At 65.6% G+C, this 22,326-nt stretch carries 22 protein-coding genes and 1 pseudogene; 7 read left to right on the forward strand and 16 right to left on the reverse strand.

Going from position 1 to position 22,326, the window contains the following annotated elements:
• Positions 1-7 precede the first annotated feature (7 nt).
• Genes FG94_RS13955 through cyoA form a run of 7 tightly spaced genes read right to left on the reverse strand, consistent with a single transcriptional unit; the run spans position 8 to position 6,824 of the window.
• The gene (locus FG94_RS13955) at positions 8-550 is read right to left on the reverse strand and encodes a response regulator transcription factor (protein WP_036212627.1); all 543 of its coding nucleotides are present in this window, start codon (positions 548-550) and stop codon (positions 8-10) included.
• Positions 547-1,887, reverse strand: a complete 1,341-nt coding sequence (locus FG94_RS13960) for an ATP-binding protein (RefSeq protein WP_081925992.1) — start codon at positions 1,885-1,887, stop codon at positions 547-549. Before FG94_RS13960 ends, FG94_RS13955 begins: the two co-directional genes overlap by 4 nt.
• A 15-nt stretch (positions 1,888-1,902) precedes the next feature.
• Positions 1,903-2,730 (reverse strand): SURF1 family protein, encoded by an 828-nt coding sequence (locus tag FG94_RS13965; protein ID WP_036212630.1) that lies wholly within the window; start codon positions 2,728-2,730, stop codon positions 1,903-1,905.
• A complete protein-coding gene (gene cyoD / locus FG94_RS13970) occupies positions 2,731-3,132 on the reverse strand; it encodes a cytochrome o ubiquinol oxidase subunit IV (RefSeq protein WP_036212632.1) in 402 nt (133 codons plus the stop codon). It abuts the gene before it with no gap.
• Positions 3,129-3,764, reverse strand: a complete 636-nt coding sequence (gene cyoC, locus FG94_RS13975; protein ID WP_051996673.1) for a cytochrome o ubiquinol oxidase subunit III — start codon at positions 3,762-3,764, stop codon at positions 3,129-3,131. The genes cyoD and cyoC overlap by 4 nt, the downstream gene beginning before the upstream one ends.
• 7 nt (positions 3,765-3,771) lie before the next feature.
• Positions 3,772-5,775, reverse strand: a complete 2,004-nt coding sequence (gene cyoB / locus FG94_RS13980) for a cytochrome o ubiquinol oxidase subunit I (RefSeq protein ID WP_036212639.1) — start codon at positions 5,773-5,775, stop codon at positions 3,772-3,774.
• Positions 5,776-5,777: 2 nt separating this feature from the next.
• On the reverse strand, positions 5,778-6,824 hold the full coding sequence (gene cyoA, locus FG94_RS13985) for a ubiquinol oxidase subunit II (RefSeq protein ID WP_051996676.1): 1,047 nt from the start codon (positions 6,822-6,824) through the stop codon (positions 5,778-5,780).
• 195 nt (positions 6,825-7,019) lie between these two features.
• On the opposite strand from cyoA, the gene FG94_RS13990 reads away from it, so the two are divergent.
• Positions 7,020-8,363 carry an MFS transporter gene (locus FG94_RS13990; RefSeq protein ID WP_036212642.1) on the forward strand — a complete coding sequence of 448 codons (1,344 nt, stop codon included), beginning with the start codon at positions 7,020-7,022 and terminating at the stop codon, positions 8,361-8,363.
• Between the two features lie 74 nt (positions 8,364-8,437).
• Here the strand turns inward: FG94_RS13990 and FG94_RS13995 are convergent, their stop codons facing one another.
• Both FG94_RS13995 and FG94_RS14000 read right to left on the reverse strand, forming a co-directional pair.
• Positions 8,438-8,713, reverse strand: a complete 276-nt coding sequence (locus FG94_RS13995; protein ID WP_152570982.1) for a hypothetical protein — start codon at positions 8,711-8,713, stop codon at positions 8,438-8,440.
• Between the two features lie 199 nt (positions 8,714-8,912).
• Positions 8,913-9,506 carry a TetR/AcrR family transcriptional regulator gene (locus tag FG94_RS14000; protein ID WP_036212646.1) on the reverse strand — a complete coding sequence of 198 codons (594 nt, stop codon included), beginning with the start codon at positions 9,504-9,506 and terminating at the stop codon, positions 8,913-8,915.
• Positions 9,507-9,636: 130 nt separating this feature from the next.
• Between FG94_RS14000 and FG94_RS14005 the strand changes: the two are divergent.
• Positions 9,637-10,261: pseudogene (locus FG94_RS14005) on the forward strand (dienelactone hydrolase family protein).
• A gap of 22 nt (positions 10,262-10,283) precedes the next feature.
• Here FG94_RS14005 and FG94_RS14010 read toward each other — a convergent pair.
• Positions 10,284-11,207, reverse strand: coding sequence for a ZIP family metal transporter (locus tag FG94_RS14010; RefSeq protein WP_051996680.1), 924 nt, complete (start codon positions 11,205-11,207; stop codon positions 10,284-10,286).
• A 55-nt stretch (positions 11,208-11,262) separates the two neighbouring features.
• Positions 11,263-12,285, reverse strand: a complete 1,023-nt coding sequence (locus FG94_RS14015; protein ID WP_036212647.1) for a manganese catalase family protein — start codon at positions 12,283-12,285, stop codon at positions 11,263-11,265.
• A 352-nt stretch (positions 12,286-12,637) separates the two neighbouring features.
• Between FG94_RS14015 and FG94_RS14020 the strand changes: the two genes are divergently transcribed.
• Positions 12,638-13,234 carry a hemerythrin domain-containing protein gene (locus FG94_RS14020; RefSeq protein ID WP_027864022.1) on the forward strand — a complete coding sequence of 199 codons (597 nt, stop codon included), beginning with the start codon at positions 12,638-12,640 and terminating at the stop codon, positions 13,232-13,234.
• A 58-nt stretch (positions 13,235-13,292) separates the two neighbouring features.
• Here the strand turns inward: FG94_RS14020 and FG94_RS14025 are convergent, their stop codons facing one another.
• The 5 genes from FG94_RS14025 to FG94_RS14045 all read right to left on the reverse strand — a co-directional run bounded on the left by FG94_RS14025 (position 13,293) and on the right by FG94_RS14045 (position 17,729).
• Positions 13,293-14,315, reverse strand: coding sequence for a patatin-like phospholipase family protein (locus tag FG94_RS14025; protein ID WP_036212650.1), 1,023 nt, complete (start codon positions 14,313-14,315; stop codon positions 13,293-13,295).
• Positions 14,316-14,394: 79 nt separating this feature from the next.
• Positions 14,395-15,132, reverse strand: coding sequence for an LrgB family protein (locus tag FG94_RS14030; RefSeq protein ID WP_036212653.1), 738 nt, complete (start codon positions 15,130-15,132; stop codon positions 14,395-14,397).
• Entirely contained in the window at positions 15,125-15,472 is a 348-nt protein-coding gene (locus FG94_RS14035) for a CidA/LrgA family protein (protein ID WP_036212656.1), read from the reverse strand. The genes FG94_RS14030 and FG94_RS14035 overlap by 8 nt, the downstream gene beginning before the upstream one ends.
• A 218-nt stretch (positions 15,473-15,690) precedes the next feature.
• A complete protein-coding gene (gene hppD, locus FG94_RS14040) occupies positions 15,691-16,779 on the reverse strand; it encodes a 4-hydroxyphenylpyruvate dioxygenase (protein WP_036212659.1) in 1,089 nt (362 codons plus the stop codon).
• A gap of 44 nt (positions 16,780-16,823) precedes the next feature.
• On the reverse strand, positions 16,824-17,729 hold the full coding sequence (locus FG94_RS14045) for a LysR family transcriptional regulator (protein WP_036212662.1): 906 nt from the start codon (positions 17,727-17,729) through the stop codon (positions 16,824-16,826).
• 149 nt (positions 17,730-17,878) lie between these two features.
• Here FG94_RS14045 and hmgA point away from each other — a divergent pair, with 149 nt between their 5' ends.
• The 4 genes from hmgA (at position 17,879) to FG94_RS14065 (ending at position 22,257) form a co-directional block, all read left to right on the forward strand.
• Positions 17,879-19,186 carry a homogentisate 1,2-dioxygenase gene (hmgA, locus tag FG94_RS14050; RefSeq protein ID WP_036212664.1) on the forward strand — a complete coding sequence of 436 codons (1,308 nt, stop codon included), beginning with the start codon at positions 17,879-17,881 and terminating at the stop codon, positions 19,184-19,186.
• A gap of 119 nt (positions 19,187-19,305) precedes the next feature.
• Complete coding sequence (locus FG94_RS14055; RefSeq protein WP_036212667.1) at positions 19,306-20,634, forward strand: hemolysin family protein; 1,329 nt, start codon at positions 19,306-19,308, stop codon at positions 20,632-20,634.
• Positions 20,635-20,691: 57 nt separating this feature from the next.
• A complete protein-coding gene (locus tag FG94_RS14060; RefSeq protein ID WP_036212670.1) occupies positions 20,692-21,498 on the forward strand; it encodes a TlpA disulfide reductase family protein in 807 nt (268 codons plus the stop codon).
• Between the two features lie 57 nt (positions 21,499-21,555).
• A complete protein-coding gene (locus tag FG94_RS14065; protein ID WP_036212672.1) occupies positions 21,556-22,257 on the forward strand; it encodes an MBL fold metallo-hydrolase in 702 nt (233 codons plus the stop codon).
• The last annotated feature ends 69 nt before the right edge of the window (positions 22,258-22,326 follow it).

The following is a 22,326-nucleotide window of genomic DNA, read 5'->3' on the forward strand; positions in this document are numbered from 1 at the left end:
TGATCTCCTACTTCACCCGCTGCTTCTCGAGCTTGCGCGCGAGCGTGCGCCGGTGCAGCCCGAGGCGGCGCGCAGCTTCCGAGATGTTGAAGTCGGTCTCGGCCAGCACCGCATGGATGCGCTCCCACTCCAGCGTCTTGATGGAGGTGGAACGGTTACTGACCTCGACGTCGGTGTTGCCGGCGACGTGCCCGAAGGCGGCCTCGATGTCGTCGGTGTTGGACGGCTTTGCCAGGTATTGCACCGCGCCCAGCTTGATCGCCTCCACCGCGGTGGCGATGCTGGCGAAGCCGGTCAGCACCACGATCAGCATGTCCGGGTCGTGCTCGTGCAGCAGCTGCACGCAGGCCAGGCCCGAGCTGTTGCCCTTGAGCTTCAGGTCGACCACCGCGTAGCCGGGCGTATGCGCCGCCAGCAGCGCCGCCGCTTCCTCGTGGCCCGGAGCGACCAGCACCCGGTAGCCGCGCCGCTCGAACGAGCGGCTCAGGGTGCGCGCGAACGCCTCGTCGTCTTCGATGATGAGCAGCAGGCGCTCAGTAGTGTCTGTCAAATGCCTTCCTCTTCCAGTTCGATGCTTGCCAGCGGCAGCCGCAGGCTGACCTGCGCCCCGCCCTCCGCCCGGTTGGCGGCGACCACCGAACCGCCCAGCTTGCGCACCACGTTCACGGCCAGGAACAGGCCCAGGCCGCGTCCCGAATTGGCCTTGGTCGACTGGTAGGGCTTGCCGATCTGGCCGAGCATGCTCGGCGCGAAACCCGGTCCGCGGTCGGTGACCATCACGTGCAGGATCCCGTCCTCGATCATGGCGTCCAGGCCGACCCAGTCGGGCGAGGCCTCGAGCGCATTGTCGAGCAGGTTGTCGATGGTCTGCTTGAGCGCCGAATCGGACGCGACCGGCCTGTCTTCCAGGATACGGTTATTGTACTGGAAGCTCGCTACCTGGCGGCTCCCGCGCCAGCTGCTCACCACGCCGTCGAGGAAGCTGCGCACGGTGGTGCGCACAGCCGACTCGCCGCGCGCCTCGCCCGCCGACAACAGGATGCCGCTGACGATGGTCTTGCAGCGCTGGAGCTGGGTCTGCATCTCGGTGATTTCCCCGAGCAGGTCGGGGTCGTTGCGGAACTGCGGCATGCGCTTCCAGTCGCCCAGGATCACCGAGACCGTGGCCAGCGGCGTGCCCAGTTCGTGGGCGGCCCCGGAAGCCAGCAGGCCCATGCGCACGATATGTTCTTCCTCGACGGCCTGCTGGCGCAGCGCCGCCAGTTGGGCGGCCTTGTCGCGCAGGGTGTCGGAAATGCGCGAGATGAACATCACCAGCAGCGCCGCGTTGAGCGCGAAGCACACCAGCAGGCCCTGGATGTAGAGGCTGGAGATACCGCGCGCATGGTCGAACGGCAGCGCCAGCGGCTGGGCATACATGGCCAGGCCGGCCATGCAGGCGATGGTGATCAGGACGATGGTCCAGGTCCACAGCGCTTCCAGCAGCACCGCCGACAGGATCACCTGCAGCAGGTAGAGGAAGGCGAAGGGATTGGTGATGCCGCCCGACAGGTAGAGCAGCACGGTCAGGCTGGCCACGTCCACCAGCAGGGCCATGAACATCTCGCTGTTCGAGACCGGCCGGCGTTCGTGCCAGCGCAGGTGGCTGGCCACGTTGAAGGCGATCAGGCAGGCGAGTACCTGCAGCATGGGCAGCAGCGGCAACTCGATCCCGAAGATCAGGATCGCCGAGGCGATGGTCGTGACCTGGCCGATCACCGCGATCCAGCGCAGCTCGATCAGCTGCAGCATGTTCTTGTGGCCGGCTGCGAATTCGACGTTCGCGGCGGCCGCCTGGGGCGAGCTGCGGGCCGCCTTGGCGAAGAAATCGAGGGGGTTCTGGATCATGCCCGTGGGGTAGCGTCAGTCATCGTCGCGCATTGTAGCGCCGTGACGGCCGATCCACCACCAGGCAGCGCCGACCATCAGGGCCAGCGCGTACCAGGTCAGGGCATAGACGAGGTGATTGTTGGTGAAAGAGACGACGGTCAGGCCGCCGACGGCGCGCTCGGGCGCACCCTCCGGATCCTGGTTCTTGCCAGCATCGATGAAGAACGGCGCGACCACAGGAGCGCCGTTCGGTGCGCCCCCCTGCAGCCCGCGTGCAGCGGCCAGCGCCTGCACGTCGCGCGAGAACCAGCGGTTGTTCGCCGGGTCGTTCTCGCGCAGGAAGCCGCCGCCCGGCTCGCTGATGCGCAGCAGGCCGGTGACCTCGACCCGTTCGCCACCGTGCGCGCAGGGATCGGCGGCGGCACGGCGGGCGGGATAGGTCCCGGGTTTGTTGCTTGCTGCGGGAATGAAGCCGCGGTTGACGAAGACGATCTGGCCCTCGGTCGTACAGAGCGGCGTGAGCAGCCAGAAGCCCGCGCCCAGTTCGGACAAAGCCTGGACGGGAGCGGTGAGTTCGTAGAGGTAGTGCCCGGCAAGGCGTACGCGCCGGTATTCGTCGGACTCGCGGGTCACTTGCGCCCAGCGGTCCGGAGGAGGCAGCGCCACAGGCGCCGCATGCACGCGCGATTGAACGCGCTCGATCAGGTCCAGCTTCCATTGCAGGCGAACCACCTGCCAGGTGCCGAGAGCAAAAAAAAGCGCGAGCAGCAGGAGGGCCGCCACCGCCAGCATCCGCCGCGCGAAAGCGCTGCGTGGCGGATGGGCGGCAGGACCTGCCTGCTGGTCGCGCGGGTGCTGCATTTACTGCATGTCGTGCATGCCGTGGGTGGTGTCGCTTGCACCACCCATGGCCGGCATCATGTTGGCGTTCATGTGGGACATGACCCAGATCGAACCGGCCAGCACGATCACCAGCAGGACCACGGTCAGGATCAGCGCCATCATGTTCCAGCCGCCTTCCGACTTCGAGTTCATGTGCAGGAAGTAGATCATCTGCACGACGAACTGGACGGCGGCGAAGCCCATGATCACGTACTTCGTCGTCTCCGGCGGCAGCACGTTGCCCATGACGAGCCAGAACGGGATCGCGGTCAGGATCAGCGACAGCACGAAGCCGATCGCGTAATCCTTCATCGAGTAATGGGTCACGAAGCTGGTATGGCCGTCGTGATCGACCTCGTGGTGGTGGATGTGGTCGCTCATGGCAGCACTCCCATCAGGTAGACAAAGGTGAACACGCCGATCCAGACGACGTCCAGGAAGTGCCAGAACAGCGACAGGCACTGCAGGCGGCGGAAGTTCTCGGTGTTGATGCCGTGCTTGGCCAGCTGGACCATCAGCGTCACCAGCCAGATCGCGCCGAACAGCACGTGCAGGCCGTGGGTGCCGACCAGTGCGAAGAACGCGGTCAGGAAGCCGCTGCGCTGCGGACCGGCGCCCTGGTGGATCAGGTGCAGGAACTCATAGATTTCCAGCGACAGGAAGGCCACGCCCAGCAGGCCGGTCACGCCCATCCACAGCAGGGTCGCGCCCAGCTTCTTGGCTTGCGCCGAGATCATCGCGACGCCGAAGGTGATCGACGACAGCAGCAGGAAGCCGGTGTTAATGGCGATCAGCGTCAGGTCGAACAGCTCGGCGCCGGTCGGACCGCCGGCGTAGTTACGGCCCAGCACCGCGTAGGTGGCGAACAGGGACGCGAAGATGAGGCAGTCGCTCATCAGGTAGATCCAGAAGCCCAGCAGCGTGCCCTGCTCCGGATGGTGCTCGCGCACCATGTAGCGCGCGGTCACCTCGTCGGCGGTCAGGCCGCCGTTCATGGTTACATTATTTGCCATAATCGTTTCAGACGTAGCTCTTCATCAGACGGGTATGCGCTTCCTCGGTGCGGGCCACTTCTTCCGCCGGGATGTAGAAATCGCGCTTGTAGTTGAAGGTGTGGACGATGATCGCGGCCATCATGGCGACGAAGGACACGGCGACCAGCAGCAACATGTGCCAGATGATGCCGAAGCCCACCACCGCTGCCAGTGCCGAGATGACGAAGCCGGCCCAGGTGTTCTTGGGCATGTGGATCGCCACGAAGTCCTTCAGCGGACGCTGGTAGCCGTTCTTCTTCATGTCGGCGAAGGTGTCGTTGTCATGCACGACCGGGGTGAACGCGAAGTTGTAGTCCGGCGGCGGCGACGAGGTCGCCCATTCCAGCGTACGGCCATCCCACGGGTCGCCGGTGACGTCACGCAGCTTGGCGCGGTTTTTCCAGGTGAAGAAGCACTGCAGCAGCAGGGCACCGATACCGCCGGCGATCATCAGGGTGCCGACCAGCGAAATCTGGAACAGCCACTGGATCGACGGATCTTCGAAGTGGCTCATGCGGCGGGTGACGCCCATGAAGCCCAGGATGTACGGCGGGGTGAACGCGACCCAGAAGCCGATCGACCACAGCCAGAAGGACACGTGGCCCCAGAACTGGTTGAGCTTGACGCCGAACATCTTCGGAGCCCAGTAGTTGAAGCCGGCGAACAGGCCGAACACGACGCCGCCGATGATCACGTTGTGGAAGTGAGCGATCAGGAACAGCGAATTATGCAGCACGAAGTCGGCCGCCGGGATGGCCAGCATCACGCCGGTCATGCCGCCGATGACGAAGGTCAGCATGAACGACACGGTCCACATCATCGGCAGTTCGAAGCGGATACGGCCGCGGTACATCGTGAACAGCCAGTTGAAGATCTTCGCGCCGGTCGGGATCGAGATGATCATCGTCGTGATCCCGAAGAACGAGTTGACGCTCGCGCCGGAACCCATGGTGAAGAAGTGGTGCAGCCACACCAGGTAGGACAGGACCATGATCACGCAGGTCGCATAGACCATGGAGGTATAGCCGAACAGGCGCTTGCCGCAGAAGGTCGAGACGACTTCCGAGAAGATGCCGAAGGCCGGCAGGATCAGGATGTAGACCTCGGGGTGGCCCCAGATCCAGATCAGGTTCACGTACATCATCGCGTTGCCGCCACGGTCGTTCGTGAAGAACGCGGTGTCGAACAGGCGGTCCATGCCCAGCATGGCCAGCACGGCGGTCAGGATCGGGAAGGTGATCACAATCAGGATGTTGGTGCACAGCGAGGTCCAGACGAACACCGGCATCTTCATCAGGCCCATGCCCGGAGCGCGCATCTTGACGATGGTGACGATCAGGTTGACCCCGGAAAGCAAGGTACCTACCCCCGCGATCTGCAATGACCAGATGTAGTAGTCGACCCCGACCCCCGGACTTGCCAGGATGCCCGACAGCGGCGGATAGGCCAGCCAGCCGGTACGTGCGAATTCACCCACGAACAGCGAGGCCATGACCAGCACGGCGCCCATGGTAGTCATCCAGAAGGAGAAGTTGTTCAGGAACGGGAAAGCCACGTCGCGGGCGCCGATCTGCAGCGGCACGACGTAGTTCATCAGGCCCGTCACGAACGGCATCGCCACGAAGAAGATCATGATCACGCCGTGGGCGGTGAAGATCTGGTCGTAGTGGTCCGGCGGCAGGAAGCCCTTGTTGGCGCCGAAGGCGAAGGCCTGCTGGGCGCGCATCATCAGTGCGTCGGCAAAGCCGCGCAGGAACATGATGATGCCGAGGATCATGTACATGATACCGATTTTCTTGTGGTCGATACTGGTGAACCAGTTGTTCCACAAGTTGCCCCACTGGCGGAAGTGGGTGATCAGGGCCACCAGGGCCAGGCCACCGACGATCACGCCGGCGAAGGTCGCGATCAGGATCGGTTCGTGGAACGGAATCGCGTCCCAGTTGAGCCGACCGAAGAGTAGCTTCGTCAGGTCGAGAGAGTCTTGCATGATTACTTCTTCACAGAATTGTTAGGAATGCCGACGGCCGGGCCACCGGCTTCCGGCGTGATGCACATTTCCGCTTCCGCCAGCTGGGCCATCTGCTCCAGCTGGGCCTTGCTCGGCAGGCGCTTGGCCGCGGCCGCGATCGCGTTGCGCTTGTGGTCCTGGGACATCTGCTCGTTCATGCAGACGTTGCCTTCGGCCACGCAGCGGTTCAGGATGCGGTTGAACAGCGCGGTTTCCACTTGGCCGTAGTAGCGCACCGGCTCACGCACGGACGGCTTTTCCAGGGTCAGGTAGTCGGCGCGGTCCAGCAGGCCCGGCCTGGACTTCATGTTCTGCACCCAGGCGTCGAATTCGCCGCCGGTCACGCCCTTGTAGGCGAAGTGCATGTGCGAGAAGCCCTCGCCGCTGAAGTTGGCGGACAGGCCCTTGTAGTCGCCCGGCTTGTTCAGCACGGCGTTCAGGGTCGTCTCCATGCCCGGCATCGCATAGATCATGCCGGCCAGCGTCGGGATGTAGAAGGTGTTCATCACGGTCGACGAGGTGATCTTGAAGCGGATCGGCACGTCCACAGGGGTGACCAGTTCGTTCACCGAAGCGATGCCCTGCTCCGGATAGATGAACAGCCACTTCCAGTCGAGCGCCACGACCTGCACTTCGAGCGGCTTGGTCGAAGCCGGAATCGGGCGGTTCTCGTCGAGGCGGTCGAGCGGACGATAGGGATCCAGCTTGTGGGTCGAGACCCAGGTGATCAGGCCGAGGACGATGATGATGAGCAGGGGTGCGCCCCAGATCACGAGCTCGAGCTTGGTCGAGTGGTCCCAGTCCGGTTCGTATTTCGCGTTCGCGCCCTTGCGATAGCGCCATGCGAACAGGACCGTCAGGATCATCACCGGGACGATGATGATCAACATGAGCAGGACAGAAATGGTAATCAGGTCTGCCTGCTGTTTTGCAATATCGCCGGTGGGATTCATGACGACCGTGTTGCAGCCGGCGAGCGCTGCAAGCGGAAGTAATGGGAGTCCGCGGCGGACAATTTTAGGAATCATGCTAGGTATCTAACGTTACATGGGAATAAGAACATGCTACTGTAACGCCAACGGCCTACGGCAACCATTGGACACTTTGTCCCACCCTTGCTATATTGCAATTACGACATCGCTGGGATTGTCGAGAAATACAATAGAAACAGGGTGCAGCGCTCAAACTGCTGCAGGCCGTGTTGACCCCAAGGAGACGAAGATATGCAAAGCACGACGACGTACGGCGGCGCAGGTGCCGCTCCCATCACCCACCCTACCAGCGGGGCTCGCAACATCAACGCCCGGGACGGCGAGATCCACCCGGGAGAAATTGCCGTCGGCGTGGTCATTGGCCGCGCCTCGGAATATTTCGAGTTCTTCGTCTACGCAATTGCTTCAGTTCTCGTGTTCCCAGCGGTTTTTTTCCCGTGGGCCGACCGGCTTGAAGCGACACTCTACTCGTTTATCGTTTTCTCGTTCGCATTCATCGCACGCCCCCTCGGCACCGTGGTGTTCATGTGGCTGCAGACCCGCTTCAGCCGCGAAATCAAGCTCACGGTTGCCCTGTTCCTGATGGGCACCAGTACCTGCGTGATCGCCTTCCTGCCCTCGTATGACCGGATCGGCGCGGCGGCGATCGTCATCCTGTCCCTGATGCGCATCGGCCAGGGCGTCGCCCAGGGCGGCTCCTGGGACGGCCTGCCCTCGCTGCTGGCATTGAGCGCGCCGGAAAACAAGCGCGGCTTCTACGCCATGCTGGGCCAGCTGGCGGCCCCGGTCGGCTTCCTGATCGCCGCAGGCCTGTTCGCCTACCTGCTCGCCAACCTGTCGCAGGACGACTTCCTGGTGTGGGGCTGGCGCTTCCCGTTCTTCTGCGCCTTCGCGATCAACATCGTGGCCCTGTTCGCCCGCTTGCGCCTGGTGTCGACCAGCGAGTATTCGCGCCTGCTCGATGCCCACGAGCTCGACCCGGCCCCGGTCGGCGAACTGGTGAAATCGCAGGGCAGCAACATCGCCATCGGCGCCCTGGCCGCCCTGGCCAGCTACGCCCTGTTCCACCTGGTGACGGTGTTCCCGCTGTCCTGGATCCAGCTCTACGACACCCGCCCGATGGACGAGTTCCTGGTCGTCCAGATGTGGGGCGCCGGCCTGGCCGTGCTGGCAATCTTTGCCTCCGGCTTCATCGCCGACCGGGTTGGCCGCCGCACCACCCTCGGCACCCTGGCCGTGCTGATCGGCCTGTTCTCGCTCGCCGTGCCTTCGCTGATGGACGGCGGCGTCACCGGGCAGAACACCTTCATCCTGGTCGGCTTCGCGCTGCTGGGCCTCTCCTACGGCCAGGCTGCCGGCGCGGTGACCGCGAACTTCAAGCAGCAGTACCGTTACACCGGCGCGGCCCTGACGTCGGACCTGGCCTGGCTGGTCGGCGCGGCCTTCGCCCCGCTGGTCGCACTGGGACTGTCGGCGCACTTCGGCCTGGGCTATGTGTCGCTGTACCTGTTGTCGGGTGCGGTCGGCTCGCTGGCGGCGCTCAGCCTGAACCGCGCACTGGAGATCCGCGACTGAGGTTTTCAAGCCTGACGTGAAAACGCCCCGCGGCGCCTGGCGCCCGGGGCGTTTTTTCTTGGCTCCTTACTGCTTCAGTCCAGTGTGCAGAGCGGCTGCGCGGCCGCAAGTCCCTGCCTGACGGCGCGCGTGGCGACGTCGCTCGGCATCGGCTTGGTCAGGTCGAAACCGCGGGTCAGACCGGTGTCGATCATTCCCACGTGCGCGCCTGGCACTTGCGCGCCCTGCTCGCGCAGCGTCACAGCGTAGCCCGCCAGCACCGGATTGCTTTTCCAGCCCGCGCCCGGCAGCACGTTCACGAAGGAGCCTCCGCCATTGCGCTGCAATCTCGGCGCGGAGTGCCGGCTCATCCGCGGTTGGCGCCGGTGGCGAGGACGGTCGCTCTGGATGTGCATGGCATTCCGTTCGTATCAGAGCATGAGCAGGGAAATATGATGACTTTCATATGATCTTCATCATATTATGATTCAGAAAAATGATGCTCATCATATGATTTGAATCATATTCTAGCGTCGAGCTTGGCCACCCCTTCACCGGTGGCTGACGAAATCAGGCAGGACGAGAGGCGAACAAGGCCACCAGCGACCGGCGGGCAGCAGCCAGCGCCGCCCTGCCCTCGGCATTATCGCCCTGGATGCGAGCCAGTTGCAGGTTACCTACCAGGGCGCCGGCAATCACGCCTGCGAGGGATGGGTCGGCGCCTTCCGGCAAGGCCGACGCCACCCGGCGCACCAGGCGGTCGACGCGCTGCGCCGAGGCGATCCGCACCGGCTCCTCCTGGCGCGGCATTTCGCTTGCCAGTGCGCCGACCACACAGCCATGCTCCGGATGCGCAAGGTACTCGTCGGACAGGTAGAGCTCGATCAGCGCCTGCAGGACATTGCCGGTCTCCGGCATGCGCGCGGCGATGCGCTCGTCCAGCATGGCACTGCTGATGGCGCCGGCGTGCTCGATCGCCTCGACCAGCAAGGCATCGCGCGACTCGAAATGGGCGTAGAAGCCGCCATGGGTCAGGCCAGCCTCCTTCATCACCTCGGCCACGCCGACCCCGGCGTAACCGTGGCGCCGCACGGCCCGGCTGGCCGCCTCGACGATACGATGATGGGACTGCTCGCGCTTGCTGGCCTTGGCCGATGTGCTCATGGCGCCTCCAAAATATGATGAAAGTCATATTACGCCCATCATATTTACCGAGTCAAGCGCCGCATACAAGATCCTCGGTGAATCTTCGCCATAGGAGGAGGTCAAAGTTTCCAGTCACACGGAGAGCGCCATGACACGCAGGCAACTGGTTACGATTGCAGCCCGCGCGACGCGGATGGAGGGCATGTTCGAGCTTCCGGCAACACCGATCGGCATGGTTCTGTTCGCGCACGGCAGCGGCAGCAGCCGCCATAGTCCGCGCAATGGCGGCCGCGCGCCTGCGCGAAGCCGGGATCGGCACCCTGCTGCTCGACCTGCTCAGCGCACATGAGGACCGCAGCCACGAAAGCCGCTTCGACATCGCCCTGCTGACCGAACGTCTCGGGCAGGCCGCCTCCTGGCTCGGCACCGAGCCGCTCACCGCGCCCCTGCCGCTCGGCCTGTTCGGCGCCAGCACCGGTGCGGCCGCGGCATTGCAGCTGGCGGCGCGGGACGGCTCGGGGATCGCGGCGGTCGTGTCGCGCGGCGGGCGTCCCGACCTGGCCGTCGTCGTCGCCCCCACGCTCCTGATCGTCGGCGGCCACGATGGCGTGGCGGTCGACCTGAACCGCCAGGCGCTTTCCGAACTGCGCTGCGACAAGCGCCTGCTGGTCATTCCCGGCGCCACCCATCTGTTCGAGGAGCCGGGCAAGCTCGAAAAAGTCGCCCAGGCCGCGACCGACTGGTTCGTCCGGCACCTGGACCCGCGATCGTAGCCCGTGACCCCGCCTCAAGCCCTCAGGCCAGCGCCGTATCGAGCACCGTCATCAGGATGAAGCCGAACACCAGGGCGATGCTGGCGAAGGTGCCGTTGCCGTTCTGGCGGTATTCGGGAATCACGTCGTTGACGATCACGAGCAGCATCGCCCCGCCCGCCGCCGCCAGGGCAAAGGGCAGCAAGCCGCCGGCGATGCCGATCAGCGCGACGCCGAAGGCGGCCGCCACCGGCTCGATCAGGCCGGAGACGACGCCCAGGCCGACCGCGGTCAGGCGGCTGTAGCCGACCGTGCGCAGGGCCAGCGCCACCACTAGGCCTTCCGGGACGTCCTGGATCGAGATCCCGGTGGCCAGCGCGTTGGCCTTTTCGATGTCGATGCCGGCGTAGCCGACGCCGATCGCCATCCCTTCGGGCAGGTTGTGCAGGGCCACGGCCCAGACGAACAGCCAGGCGCGGCGGATCGACACCCCGGCATCGCCCCGGTCGAGGATGCCGTCGGACTGTACGGCGCGGCCGAGCAGCAGGATCGCGCCCGCCCCCGCCATGATCCCGGCGCCGGTCATCAGGCTCGCTTCCCAGCTGCCGGCGCCGGCGGCCTTGGCCGCGGCAATGGATGGGATCACGAGCGAAAACGCGGTCGCGCCGAGCATCACGCCGGCGCCGAAACCGAGGAAGCAGTCGTAGCTGCGTTTCGAGAAATTCTGTGCGAACAGGACCGGCAAGGTGCCCAGCGCGGTGGCCGCCGCGGCGGTGCCGCCGCCCAGCAGGGCAAGGCGCATCTTGGGATTCGCGTTCATGATCTGTTCGGCCAGGCTGCCGAGCAGGAGGATACAGCCGACGCCACAGATGAGGAAGCCGACGACGCGGCGGAAAGTCAGCGCGCGCAGCAGGGCGCGCACTGCGATGAGCCGGTTGTCATGCGCTTTGTCAGCATTCGTATCCATGCAAACCCTAAGGAAATACCGCGCGGCCGCCTGGCGCGGGCCGCGCAGCGCGTGCTTACTTCTTCATTGCCTTCATGCCCTTGGCGGTACCCTTGTCCTGGGGCTTGCTCATGCCGGTGTCGTCGAGCTGGCCGCCTTTCGAGCCGAGTTCGGCGCTACCCATGGCGCTGACGGACTGTCCTGCCATCGTACCACCGCCGGCCGACTGCATGCTCATACCGAGTTCGGCGCCGGTGCGCGGCGAGGACATCGGGTCGGACATGGTGCGCATCGCCATCTGCTTGAGGATGTCGATGTCGCCGCTTGGCAGGGCCACTTCGGCCTCGCCCGAGCCGCCGTCGACCGCCATCTGCTTCTCGCGGTCGGTGACGAAGTCCCAGTCGGCGCCCTGGTTCCAGGGGCCGCGCATCTCGCCCGGGCCCTGCGACATGTTGTAGTACACGCTGGCGAAGCGCGGGTCGGCCGGCATTTTGCCTGCCGGGAAGTTCGGCTCGATGGCGTACAGCGCCTTCTCGAAGGACTTCTGGTGCGCCACTTCACGCGTCATCAGGAAGCCCAGCGCTTCCTTCACGCCCGGGTCGTCGGTGAGCGCGATCAGGCGCTCGTAGACGATCTTGGCGCGCGCCTCGGCTGCGATGTTGGAACGCAGGTCGGCGGTCGGCTCGGTGATCGAGTCGATGTAGGCGGCGGTCCAGGGCACGCCGGCCGAATTCACCAGCGGGGTGCCGGCGCCGTACAGCACCTGGGTGATGTGGCTGTCGTTGCCCGGGCCGGTGATGGCCTTGAACATGTCGGCTTCGCTGTCCACGGCCTCGGCCAGGCGGCCCTTGGCGCCCTTGTTCAGCATGGCGACGATGTGGCCGATCACCTCGAGGTGGCTGAGCTCCTCGGTGGCAATGTCGAACAGCATGTCCTTGCGGCCCGGATCGTCTTCCGAAACGGCCTGGGTGAAGTAGCGCATGGCCGCGGCGAGTTCGCCCTGGGGGCCGCCGAACTGTTCCAGCATCAGGTTCGCCAGGGCTGGATTCGGTTCGCTGACGCGGACCGTGTACTGCAAGCGTTTGTTGTGCGCAAACATGGACAATTCCTCCGATGATGAGTCATTGGGCGCGCCAGGGCGTCGCCGTCCAATGGCACCGGCCGTGGCCGGTAACCGTATATCTCATGTTGGCAGCTTGACCCGGCAGTGAGGATCAGGTGTTCGCGCGTGGCCTTGTAGGACTAGAGCGACACACATGAACTTGATGGAAATGTTGAAATTGATAAATAAGAGTATTGATCCGGCAGGTTTTGCCGGTCGATCGAGGATGCGGGCCTGGACGCGCGCCGGGATGCGGTCTGGACCGACAGGGGCGCGGCGCGCGCTCCTACAGTAAAGACGAGCGGCGGCACACTACCATGTTAAATATATGACTACAAAGGGGGTAACGATGTTTAATCTGAATAAGCTGAGCCCGACGATTACCAACATGATCCGCTTCGACCATTCGCACGTAATGGTCACCTTCCACCAGTACGAAAAGGACAAGCCGCCGCGCGTCAAGAAGGCGCTGGCCGACACCATCTGCGACGCGCTGGAAATCCACGCGACCCTCGAGGAAGAAATTTTCTACCCGGTGATGCGCCAGCGCGATAGCGGCGAGCCCTTCATGCACAAGGCCGAGCCCGAGCACATGGAAATGCGCCGCCTGATCGCCGAACTGCGCCGCACCAGCGGCTCCGACCCGCGCCACGACAAGCTGGTGATGGAACTGATGCGCGACGTGATGCACCACGTGGCCGACGAGGAAACCACCCTGCTGCCGCACGCCGAGGCCAAGCTGAGCCGCGAGGCCCTGTCCGAGCTGGGCGCCCAGATGACCCGCCGCCGCATGCAGCTGGTGGGGCCGAAGGCCGGCAAGCTGGCCAAGGAACACGCGGTCGGCTTCGGCGGCAGCGGCGCCGCCCTGGTGGTAGGCCTGGCCAGCGCGCTGTTCGCCGTCAAGGCCTTCGGACCGAAGAAGACCTGGAAGTCGAACCCGGCCTGATTGCCCAGGCAGGCTCCGCAGACCGAACCGGCCTTCTGGCCGGTTTTTTATGCTCCGCTCAGGGGCGGAACACCAGCGCCGGGTCGAGCGTCGTGCGCCGGCCGATATCGTCGAAATGCTTGTCCAGACAGGCATCGGCGGCGGCCGCGCCGCGGTCGTGCAGCATCTGCAGGAAGCGCGGCTCGGCATTGAACTTGCTCGAGATGCTCAGTTCCTTGAGTGCCTGCGCGGCGCTGATCAGATGCAGGCGCACCGGCGCGAGCACGGTCGAGTCGCCGTATTCCTCGTCGGGCACCGCGCCGCTGTGCAGCAGCGCGTTCACCTGGCGCAGGAAGCTGATGTTGAAGGCGATCTCGTTGGCGCGGTTGCTGATGTCGGCCATGTTGTGCGGAGCCTCCATGCGCGCGACCGGGTTGATCTGCACCACCAGCAGGTCTTCGGCGCCGGCTTCCACCAGCGGCGCCAGCGGCGGATTGGCCACGTAGCTGCCGTCCCAGTACAGCTCGCCGTCGACCTCGGCGGCGGCGAACACGGTCGGCAGGCAGGCCGATGCCATCAATCTCTGCGCGTCCAGTTCCTCGCGCCGGAACAGCTTGCCGCTGCCGGTCCTGATGTTGGTCGCGCTGGCGAACACCTGCAGTTCCTCGCAGGCTCGAACCCGCTCGAAATCGATCATCACGCTCAGGAACTGGCGCAGCGGATTGACCGTCAGCGGCATTTCCCGCACCGGCCCCGCCAGCGCGCCCGCCATTTCCAGCATCTGGTAGGCCGGCGAATGGCGCATCGTGAAGCCGCCGGCCAGGTGGTCGGCCGGGGTGCGCTGCAGCGGGCTGAACATGGCCGTGCCCGCCAGCGCATGCCAGAAGCGATCCAGCGCCCGGCGCGCCCCTGCCCGTCCGCCGCCGCGCGCCATGCCGTCCGCGACCACCGCCGCGTTGATCGCGCCCGCGCTGGCCCCGCTCAGGGCGACGATCTCGAGCCGCTCTTCCTGCAGCAGCCGGTCGAGCACGCCCCATGTGTAGGCGCCGTACGTGCCGCCGCCCTGCAGCCCGAGGCTGATCTTCTTGCTTGCCGTCGTCACGCCACACTCCTTCGCATACAAATAGCCGAAGTCTAGTGATTTGAGTGAATTAACCGCGCGACGCTGCCGCTAGGCATTATTAATCCAGCCAGCGCATGACCGCCGGCACCAGCCAAGGCGCAATCACGGCCGTCAAGGCGCCGTTCAGGCCCATGCCGAGCCCGGCAAAGGCGCCCATCTCGGCGCACGACTGGAAGGCGCGGGCAGTTCCGATGCCGTGCGAGGCCAGACCGAGGGCGAAGCCGCGCGCCGCCGGCGAGGCGATGCGCAGGCGGTCGAACAGCCAGGGGCCGGCGATCGCCCCGAAGATGCCGGTGCCGATCACCAGCGCCGCCGTCAGGGCCGGAATGCCGCCCAGGCGCTCCGACACCGCCATCGCGATCGGCGAGGTGGCCGATTTCGGGCCCAGGGTGGCGGCCAGCTGCGGGCTGGCGTCCAGCAGCAGCGCGATGGCCACGCTGGAGACGATCGCCGTCACCGATCCCAGCACCAGGGCGAAGGCCAGCGGCAGGAAAGCCTTGCGCAGGCGCGGCAGCTGGCGCACCAGCGGCAAGGCCAGCGCCACCGTGGCGGGACCGAGCAGGAAGTGCACGAACTGGGCGCCGGCGAAGTAGCGCTGGTAGGACATGCCGGACAGCCACAGCACGAAGGCCACCAGGGCGATCGAAATCGCCACCGGATTGGCCAGCGGCGCGCCCTTGAAGAAGGCGGTGATGCGGTGCGCCGCCAGGTAGGCACACAGGGTCATGGTCAGGCCCAGCAGCGGCGAGGCGGACAGGTAGACCCAGAATTGGGAGAACTGGTTCAGCTCAAGCATCGCCGCCCTTCTTCCCGAGTCCACGCAGCAGCAAGCCGGTCACCGCCAGCGTCAGGGCGGTGCTGGCGACGAGCGAGGCGAGGATGGCGAACCAGTGGCCGCTGCCGCTGGCCGCGGTGGCCACGATGCCGACGCCGGCCGGCACGAACAGCAGCGACAGGTGCGACAACAGCGTGTTGGCGGCTTCCTCGATGCGTTTCTCGAGCGGCGGCCAGGCCAGCAAGGCGGCCATCAGGAGCAGCATCCCGGCGACCGGGCCGGGCAGCGGAAGCTTTAACAGGAAGACGATGCCTTCGCCGAGGCACTGGAACAGCAGAAGGATGGTGAAGGCGGCGAGCATGAGGCTTCTGATCAAGGCAAAGCGCTCAGGATAGCAAAACGGGACGGGCGGCGTGCTGCGTTAGTGGTACGCGGCGAAACTTGGGTCCCGGCCTGCGCCGGGACGACGGTCTTTAGTGCGGCTCAGGATCGCGCAACAGGAAGCTCACGCTAAGCCCATCAACGTCGTCCCGGCGAAGGCCGGGACCCAATTTGACTTTTGCTCGATTAAGCAAATGATCAAGCTTCGGCTGTCGCCCCCGCAATCGCCCCGCGGCGCAGCTGATCACGCTCGATCGACTCGAACAGCGCCTTGAAGTTGCCTTCGCCGAAGCCGTCGTCGCCCTTGCGCTGGATGAACTCGAAGAACACCGGGCCGAGCTGGGCTTCGCCGAAGATCTGCAGCAGCAGGCGCGGCTTGCCGTCCTTGACCGCGCCGTCCAGCAGCAGGCCGCGCGCCTTCAGTTCTTCCGGGTTCTCGCCGTGGCCCGGCACGCGGCCGTCCAGCATTTCGTAATAGGTGTCGGGCGGCGCCTTCATCAGCGGCACGCCGGCCTCGCGCAGGCTGTCCACGGTCTTGATCAGGTCGTCGGTCAGCAGCGCGATGTGCTGGATGCCTTCGCCGTTGAACTGCATCAGGAATTCCTCGATCTGGCCGCCGCCGGCCTTGCCCTCTTCGTTCAGCGGGATGCGGATCATGCCGTCCGGGGCAGTCATGGCCTTCGAGGTCAGGCCGGTGTACTCGCCCTTGATGTCGAAGTAGCGGATCTCGCGGAAGTTGAAGAGCTTCTCGTAGAAGCCGGCCCAGAAGGCCATGCGGCCGCGGTAGACGTTGTGGGTCAGGTGGTCGATGATCTTCAAGCCGTGGCCGACCGGGTTGCGCTCGACACCCTCGATGAATTCGAAGTCGATGTCATAGATCGATTTGCCGTCTTCGAAGCGGTCGATCAGGTACAGCGGCGCGCCGCCGATGCCCTTGATGGCCGGCAGGCGCAGCTCCATCGGGCCGGTCGGGATCTCGACCGCCTGGGCACCCAGCTCCAGCGCGCGCGCATAGGCCTTGTGCGAATCCCTGACGCGGAAGGCCATGCCGCAGGCCGACGGGCCATGCTCGGCGGCGAAGTAGGCGGCGTAGCTCTTCGGCTCGTTGTTGATGATGAAGTTGATGCCGCCCTGGCGATACAAGGCCACTTGCTTCGAGCGGTGCATCGCCACCTTGGTGAAGCCCAGCTTCTCGAACACTTCTTCCAGTACGCCCGGGGTCGGCGACGCGAACTCGACGAACTCGAAGCCCATCAGGCCCATGGGATTCTCAAACAGGTCTGCCATTTCTTCTCTTCCTTGTGTCTCGTTGGTCAGGTTCAAAATACTTCCTACTCCGCAAATACTTCCGCCAGCAATCCGCGCAGCCACTGGTTGCCCGGATCCTGGTTGTAACGCCGGTGCCAGAACACGTTGGTCTGCAGCGTGGGCAGTTCCAGGGGCGGCACGATCCACTCCAGGCCGAAGGGCAGCGCCGCGCGTTCGGCCAGCTTCTGCGGCACGGTGACCACCAGGTCGGACGTAGCCACCATATAGGGCACCGCCGTGAAATGCGGCACCCGGAAGCGCACCGATGGCCCGACCCCAACGCGCGCCAGCAGCGCGTTGATGCGGTCGTACGGACTCTCGTTCGCATCGACCAGCATGTGCTCGGCCTTCACGAAGCGCGCCAGGCTCACTTCTCCCTTCCCCAACGGATGGCCCTTGCGCATCATCGTCACATAGGGCTGGCGGAACAGCTGGCGCTGGTACAGCGCTTCCGATATGTCCTCGAAGGGCCCGACCGCCAGGTCCACCCGTCCCCCTTCCATTTCCTCCTTCAGCGCCAGGCTGCCTGCGCGCATCGAGCTGATCTCGACCAGCGGCGCCAGCAGCTTGCAGCGCTCGATCAGAGTGGGCATGAAGTAGATCTCGCCCACGTCCGTCATCGCCAGCACGAAGCGCCTGCTGCTGGTGGCCGGGTCGAAGCGGCTGCGCTGGTTCAGCGCCAGTGCGACCTGGGCCATCGCCACGCCAATCGGTTCGGCCATCTGCGTCGCCAGCGGCGTCGGCTGCATGCCGCTCGCGGTACGCACGAACAGCTCGTCCCCAAAGCTGCGCCGCAACCGCGCCAGCGCATTGCTCACCGCCGACTGGCTCAGCCCGAGCTTGCGGGCGGCCGAGGAGATCTGGCGTTCCCGGTAGACTTCCTGGAATACCGAGAGCAAGTTCAGGTCGATATTGTGCGGTTCGATCATGGGCGTTCTGTCTGGCCTGCATTGTGGGCGCGCCGTAACCGCGCGACCAGTAGTATTTAGATGGTGAATAGTCTACATTTTTCTATTCATCTCGTAAAACATGCGAGATTCTTCTAGAGTAGCGGCATCCAACCACCATGAGAGTGAGCATGAGCGAGTCCACCGCCACCATGAGCGGATACATGAGCGGATTCGGCAACGAGTTCGCCACCGAAGCCCTGCCCGGCGCCCTGCCCCTGCACCGCAACTCGCCGCAGCGCGTGGCCTACGGCCTGTATGCCGAACAGATCTCGGGCACCGCCTTCACCGCCCCGCGCAGCCACAATCGCCGTTCCTGGCTGTACCGGATCCGCCCGGCCGCCGTGCACGGCAGCTTCACCCCGATCGACGCAGGCCGCATCGTCTCGCGCTTCGACACCCCGGCGCCGCCCAACCAGCTGCGCTGGAGCCCCCTGCCGATGCCCGACGCGCACACCGACTTCATCGACGGCTGGGTCACCATGGCCGGCAACGGCTCGCCCGAAGCCATGAGCGGCTGCGCGATCCACCTGTACGCCGCCAACAAGGACATGGAAGGGCGCTACTTCTACAGCGCCGACGGCGAATTGCTGGTGGTGCCGCAACAGGGACGCCTGGCGATCGCCACCGAGCTCGGTCTCCTGGCGGTGGAGCCGCAGGAGATCGCCGTGATCCCGCGCGGGGTGCGCTTTTGCGTCAGCCTGCCGGATGGCCAGGCGCGCGGCTACATCTGCGAGAACTTCGGCGCCCTGCTGCAGCTCCCCGACATGGGCCCGATCGGCTCGAACGGCCTGGCCAACCCGCGCGACTTCCTCACGCCGATTGCCCGCTACGAAGACCTGGAAGGCGACTTCGAGCTGGTGGCGAAGTTCTGCGGCGGCCTGTGGCGCGCCTCCATCGGCCACTCGCCGCTCGACGTGGTCGCCTGGCACGGCAACTACGCCCCCTATAAATACGACCTACGCCACTTCAACACCATCGGCTCGATCAGCTACGACCATCCGGACCCGTCGATCTTCCTGGTGCTGCAGGCGCCCAGCGACACCCCGGGCGTGGACACGCTGGACTTCGTGATCTTCCCGCCGCGCTGGCTGGTCGCCGAAGACAGCTTCCGCCCGCCCTGGTTCCACCGCAACGTGGCCAGCGAATTCATGGGCCTGATCCACGGCGCCTACGACGCCAAGGCCGAAGGCTTCGTGCCGGGCGGCGCCAGCCTGCACAACTGCATGAGCGGGCACGGACCGGACGCCGCCACCTTCGACAAGGCCAGCAGCGCGGATACCGCCAAGCCGCACAAGGTGGCGGACACGATGGCCTTCATGTTCGAGACCCGCCACGTGATAGTGCCGACCCCGTACGCGCTGTCCTCGCCCCAGCTGCAGCCGGACTACCAGCAGTGCTGGGCGGGCATCGGCAAGCATTTCCGCTCGGCGCCGTAATGATGCCAAGTTGGCAATTCGTGTGGCGGAAACCCCTTCCGGCATGCGATGATGTGGCGTACGCCATTTTCGCGCGTGACCGGTCGCGGCCCGGATAGTCCGACGGAGGCCCCGCGCCAGTGTTAACCGACATATTGATCATCTCCTTCCTCATCCTGATGAACGGAGTGTTCGCCATGAGCGAGTTGGCACTGGTCTCGGCCAAGCGGATGCGCCTCGAGCGGCGCGCCGAAGAAGGAAACCGCGGGGCGCGCGCCGCCCTCAAGCTGGCCGACGACCCCAGTCACTTCCTCTCGACCGTGCAGGTCGGGATCACCCTGATCGGCATTTTCAACGGTGCGTTCGGCGAAGCCTCGCTGGTCAGCCACCTCACGCCTGAACTGGCGACGCTGCCGGTGATCGGCCCCTATGCGCGCGAAGTCGCGCTCGGCGTGGTCGTGATCGCGATCACGGTCGCCTCGATCATCTTCGGCGAACTGGTCCCCAAGCGCATCGCCATGGCCTTCCCGGAGACGGTGGCCACCCTGATCTCGCAGCCGCTGCGCACGCTCTCGGTGATCATGTCGCCGTTCGTGAAGTTCCTGTCCCTGGCCACCAATGCCATCGTGCGCGTGCTGGGCATCCGCGCAGCCAAGGAGGAAGCGCCGACCGAGGAAGACATCATCGGCAGCATCAAGGAAGGCGCCGACACCGGCGTGTTCGAAAAGACCGAATACGACATCGTGCAGCGCGCCCTGCGCCTGGACGACCAGCACCTGAAATCCCTGATGACGCCGCGCGTCGACCTGGTGATCCTCGACCTCGAGGACGACCGCCAGCAGAACCTCGAGGCCATCGCCACCAATCCCTATAGCCGCTACCCCGTCTGCCGCGGCGACCGTTCGCATATCCTCGGCTACGTGATGGCGCGCGACCTGTTCGCCCAGGCAGTGCGCATCGGTTCGCTCGACGCGGTCGACCTCGACGGCGCGGTGCAGGAGCTGCTGTACGTGCCCGAGACCGTGAGCGCCATGGCCCTGCTCGAGATGTTCAAGAAGAACCGCGCCGAACTGGCCCTGATTGTCGACGAGTACGGCGACATCCAGGGCATGGTCACGCTCAGCGACGTGATGAGCGCCCTGGTGGGCGACGTCACCGTGGCCGGCGAGGAGCACGACGCCGACGCCGTGCGGCGCCCGGACGGCAGCTGGCTGGTGGACGGCGGCATCTCGCTGGACCGCTTCCGCGACCTGCTCGAGACCACCCTCGAGTTCCCCGGCGAGGACGAAGGCGCCTACCACACCCTGGCCGGCTTCCTGCTCTACCAGCTCGGCTACATCCCGAAGCCGGCCGACATCGTCGACCACGAAGGCTTCCGCTTCGAGGTCATGGACATGGACGGCAACCGCATCGACCGCATCATGATCTCGCGCTACGTGCCGATCGACCCGGAACCGGAGCGGGATTAATCTTCTGCTAAGCCTGATGCGGTATCGTCGCGCTATCTCAACCAGGGAAAGCGCGCGATGGATGTTGTCACACTAGGCCCCCTTGTCCTGCCCACCGGCGTGCTGCTGGTCGTGGGCGGCATCCTGCTGGCCAACCTGCTGGCCGAGTGGTTCCGCCGGCGCCGCGGCGCCGACCCGGGCCCGATCCTGTGGAAGATGCTGCTCGCCGGCTTTGTCGCCGCGCGCGCCGTGTTCGTGCTGCGCCACCACGACCTGTTCCTCGATACACCCTGGGCCGCGCTGGACTTCCGCGACGGCGGCTTCGACGCCACCGCGGGACTGGTGGTCGCCTGCGTGGTGGGCGCCGAGCTGACCCGCCGCGCCCCAGGCCTGCGCCGCCCCCTGCTGGTATCGAGCCTGGCCGGGATCGCGCTCTGGATGGGCGGCAGTCTGTTGCTGCCGGCGTTCGCCCCGCCGCATGCGCCCATGCCCGAGCTCAGCGTGCGCCGGCTCGACGGCAGCGAGGTGCCGCTGCGCGCCTACCAGGGCAAGCCGCTGGTCGTGAACCTGTGGGCCACCTGGTGCCCGCCCTGCCGGCGCGAGATGCCGGCCCTGGCGGCGATGCAGCGCAAGCGGCCGGACGTCGGCTTCGTGTTCGTCAACCAGCGCGAGTCCGCAAGCGCGGTCCAGGCTTTCCTGACGGCGCAGGGCCTGCGCATGGAGAACGTGGTGATCGACCCGGCCGGCCAGCTGGGCGCGCGTACCGGGGCGGTGGGTTTTCCGACCACCCTGTTCTATGACGCGCAAGGCAGACTGCGCTTCCGTCATGTGGGAGAGCTGTCGGAGGCAAGCTTGAGGGAGAAGCTGGGGGCGTTGGAACGCTAGCCGCCTTCCCCCGCGAGCAATCCTGTGGTACAACTCACGCCGCACCAAGGAGAGCCCATGCAAGTGAACCCGATCCAGCTGTTCGACGCCGAATCCTCGACCTATACCTACATCCTGTCCGCACCTGGCAGCCTTGAAGCGGTGATCATCGACCCGGTCGACCGCCACTGGCAGCGCGACCTCGCGCACATCGAGCGCCTCGGATTGAGGCTGACCCACGTGCTGGAGACCCACGCCCATGCCGACCACGTCACCTCGGCCGGCAAGCTGCGCGCCCTGACCGGCGCCAAGGCCTGCGTGCCCAGCGGCTGCGGCATCCCGCCGGCCGAAGTGCAGCTGCAGGACGGCGACCTCATTGCCTTCGGCGGGCGCGAGCACATCGCCGTCATCCACACTCCCGGCCACACCGCGGGCAGCATGTGCTACCTGTGGCGCGGCAACCTGTTCACCGGCGACACCCTGCTGGTGGACGGCTGCGGGCGCACCGACTTCCAGGGCGGCTCTGCGTCCGCGCTGTACGACAGCGTCACCCGCAAGCTGTTCGCGCTGGACGAGGCCACCCGGGTCTGGCCCGGCCACGACTATCGTGGCCAGTCGGTCTCCACCATTGGCTGGGAAAAGCGTCACAACGCGCGCCTGGCCGGCCGCTCGCGCGAAGATTTCGTGGCGCTGATGGCCGCGCTGGACCTGCCGCGCCCGAAATTGATGGACGTGGCAGTGCCCGCCAACCGCAACCTGGGCCTGGCGCACAGCGTCTGAGCGGAGCCTGCTGCATTTTTCCAACAAGCAACAAGCGAATTCGTCAGTTCCGGGTATAATCTTGCATCC

The organism is Massilia sp. LC238 (assembly GCF_000735635.1).
Classification (GTDB): domain Bacteria; phylum Pseudomonadota; class Gammaproteobacteria; order Burkholderiales; family Burkholderiaceae_D; genus Telluria; species Telluria varians.

What these genes read in the sequence shown, in the direction of transcription:
- FG94_RS13990 (WP_036212642.1), top strand. Translation starts at nt 7,020, where the DNA reads ATGCAAAGCACGACGACGTACGGCGGCGCAGGTGCCGCTCCCATCACC.
- FG94_RS14060 (WP_036212670.1), top strand. Translation starts at nt 20,692, where the DNA reads ATGGATGTTGTCACACTAGGCCCCCTTGTCCTGCCCACCGGCGTGCTG.
- FG94_RS14000 (WP_036212646.1), bottom strand. Translation starts at nt 9,506, where the DNA reads ATGAGCACATCGGCCAAGGCCAGCAAGCGCGAGCAGTCCCATCATCGT.
- FG94_RS14065 (WP_036212672.1), top strand. Translation starts at nt 21,556, where the DNA reads ATGCAAGTGAACCCGATCCAGCTGTTCGACGCCGAATCCTCGACCTAT.
- cyoB (WP_036212639.1), bottom strand. Translation starts at nt 5,775, where the DNA reads ATGCAAGACTCTCTCGACCTGACGAAGCTACTCTTCGGTCGGCTCAAC.
- FG94_RS13995 (WP_152570982.1), bottom strand. Translation starts at nt 8,713, where the DNA reads ATGAGCCGGCACTCCGCGCCGAGATTGCAGCGCAATGGCGGAGGCTCC.
- cyoA (WP_051996676.1), bottom strand. Translation starts at nt 6,824, where the DNA reads ATGATTCCTAAAATTGTCCGCCGCGGACTCCCATTACTTCCGCTTGCA.
- FG94_RS14020 (WP_027864022.1), top strand. Translation starts at nt 12,638, where the DNA reads ATGTTTAATCTGAATAAGCTGAGCCCGACGATTACCAACATGATCCGC.
- FG94_RS14035 (WP_036212656.1), bottom strand. Translation starts at nt 15,472, where the DNA reads ATGCTCGCCGCCTTCACCATCCTTCTGCTGTTCCAGTGCCTCGGCGAA.
- cyoD (WP_036212632.1), bottom strand. Translation starts at nt 3,132, where the DNA reads ATGAGCGACCACATCCACCACCACGAGGTCGATCACGACGGCCATACC.
- FG94_RS13960 (WP_081925992.1), bottom strand. Translation starts at nt 1,887, where the DNA reads ATGATCCAGAACCCCCTCGATTTCTTCGCCAAGGCGGCCCGCAGCTCG.
- FG94_RS14015 (WP_036212647.1), bottom strand. Translation starts at nt 12,285, where the DNA reads ATGTTTGCGCACAACAAACGCTTGCAGTACACGGTCCGCGTCAGCGAA.
- FG94_RS14030 (WP_036212653.1), bottom strand. Translation starts at nt 15,132, where the DNA reads ATGCTTGAGCTGAACCAGTTCTCCCAATTCTGGGTCTACCTGTCCGCC.
- FG94_RS14045 (WP_036212662.1), bottom strand. Translation starts at nt 17,729, where the DNA reads ATGATCGAACCGCACAATATCGACCTGAACTTGCTCTCGGTATTCCAG.
- FG94_RS13965 (WP_036212630.1), bottom strand. Translation starts at nt 2,730, where the DNA reads ATGCAGCACCCGCGCGACCAGCAGGCAGGTCCTGCCGCCCATCCGCCA.
- hppD (WP_036212659.1), bottom strand. Translation starts at nt 16,779, where the DNA reads ATGGCAGACCTGTTTGAGAATCCCATGGGCCTGATGGGCTTCGAGTTC.
- cyoC (WP_051996673.1), bottom strand. Translation starts at nt 3,764, where the DNA reads ATGGCAAATAATGTAACCATGAACGGCGGCCTGACCGCCGACGAGGTG.
- FG94_RS14010 (WP_051996680.1), bottom strand. Translation starts at nt 11,207, where the DNA reads ATGGATACGAATGCTGACAAAGCGCATGACAACCGGCTCATCGCAGTG.
- hmgA (WP_036212664.1), top strand. Translation starts at nt 17,879, where the DNA reads ATGAGCGAGTCCACCGCCACCATGAGCGGATACATGAGCGGATTCGGC.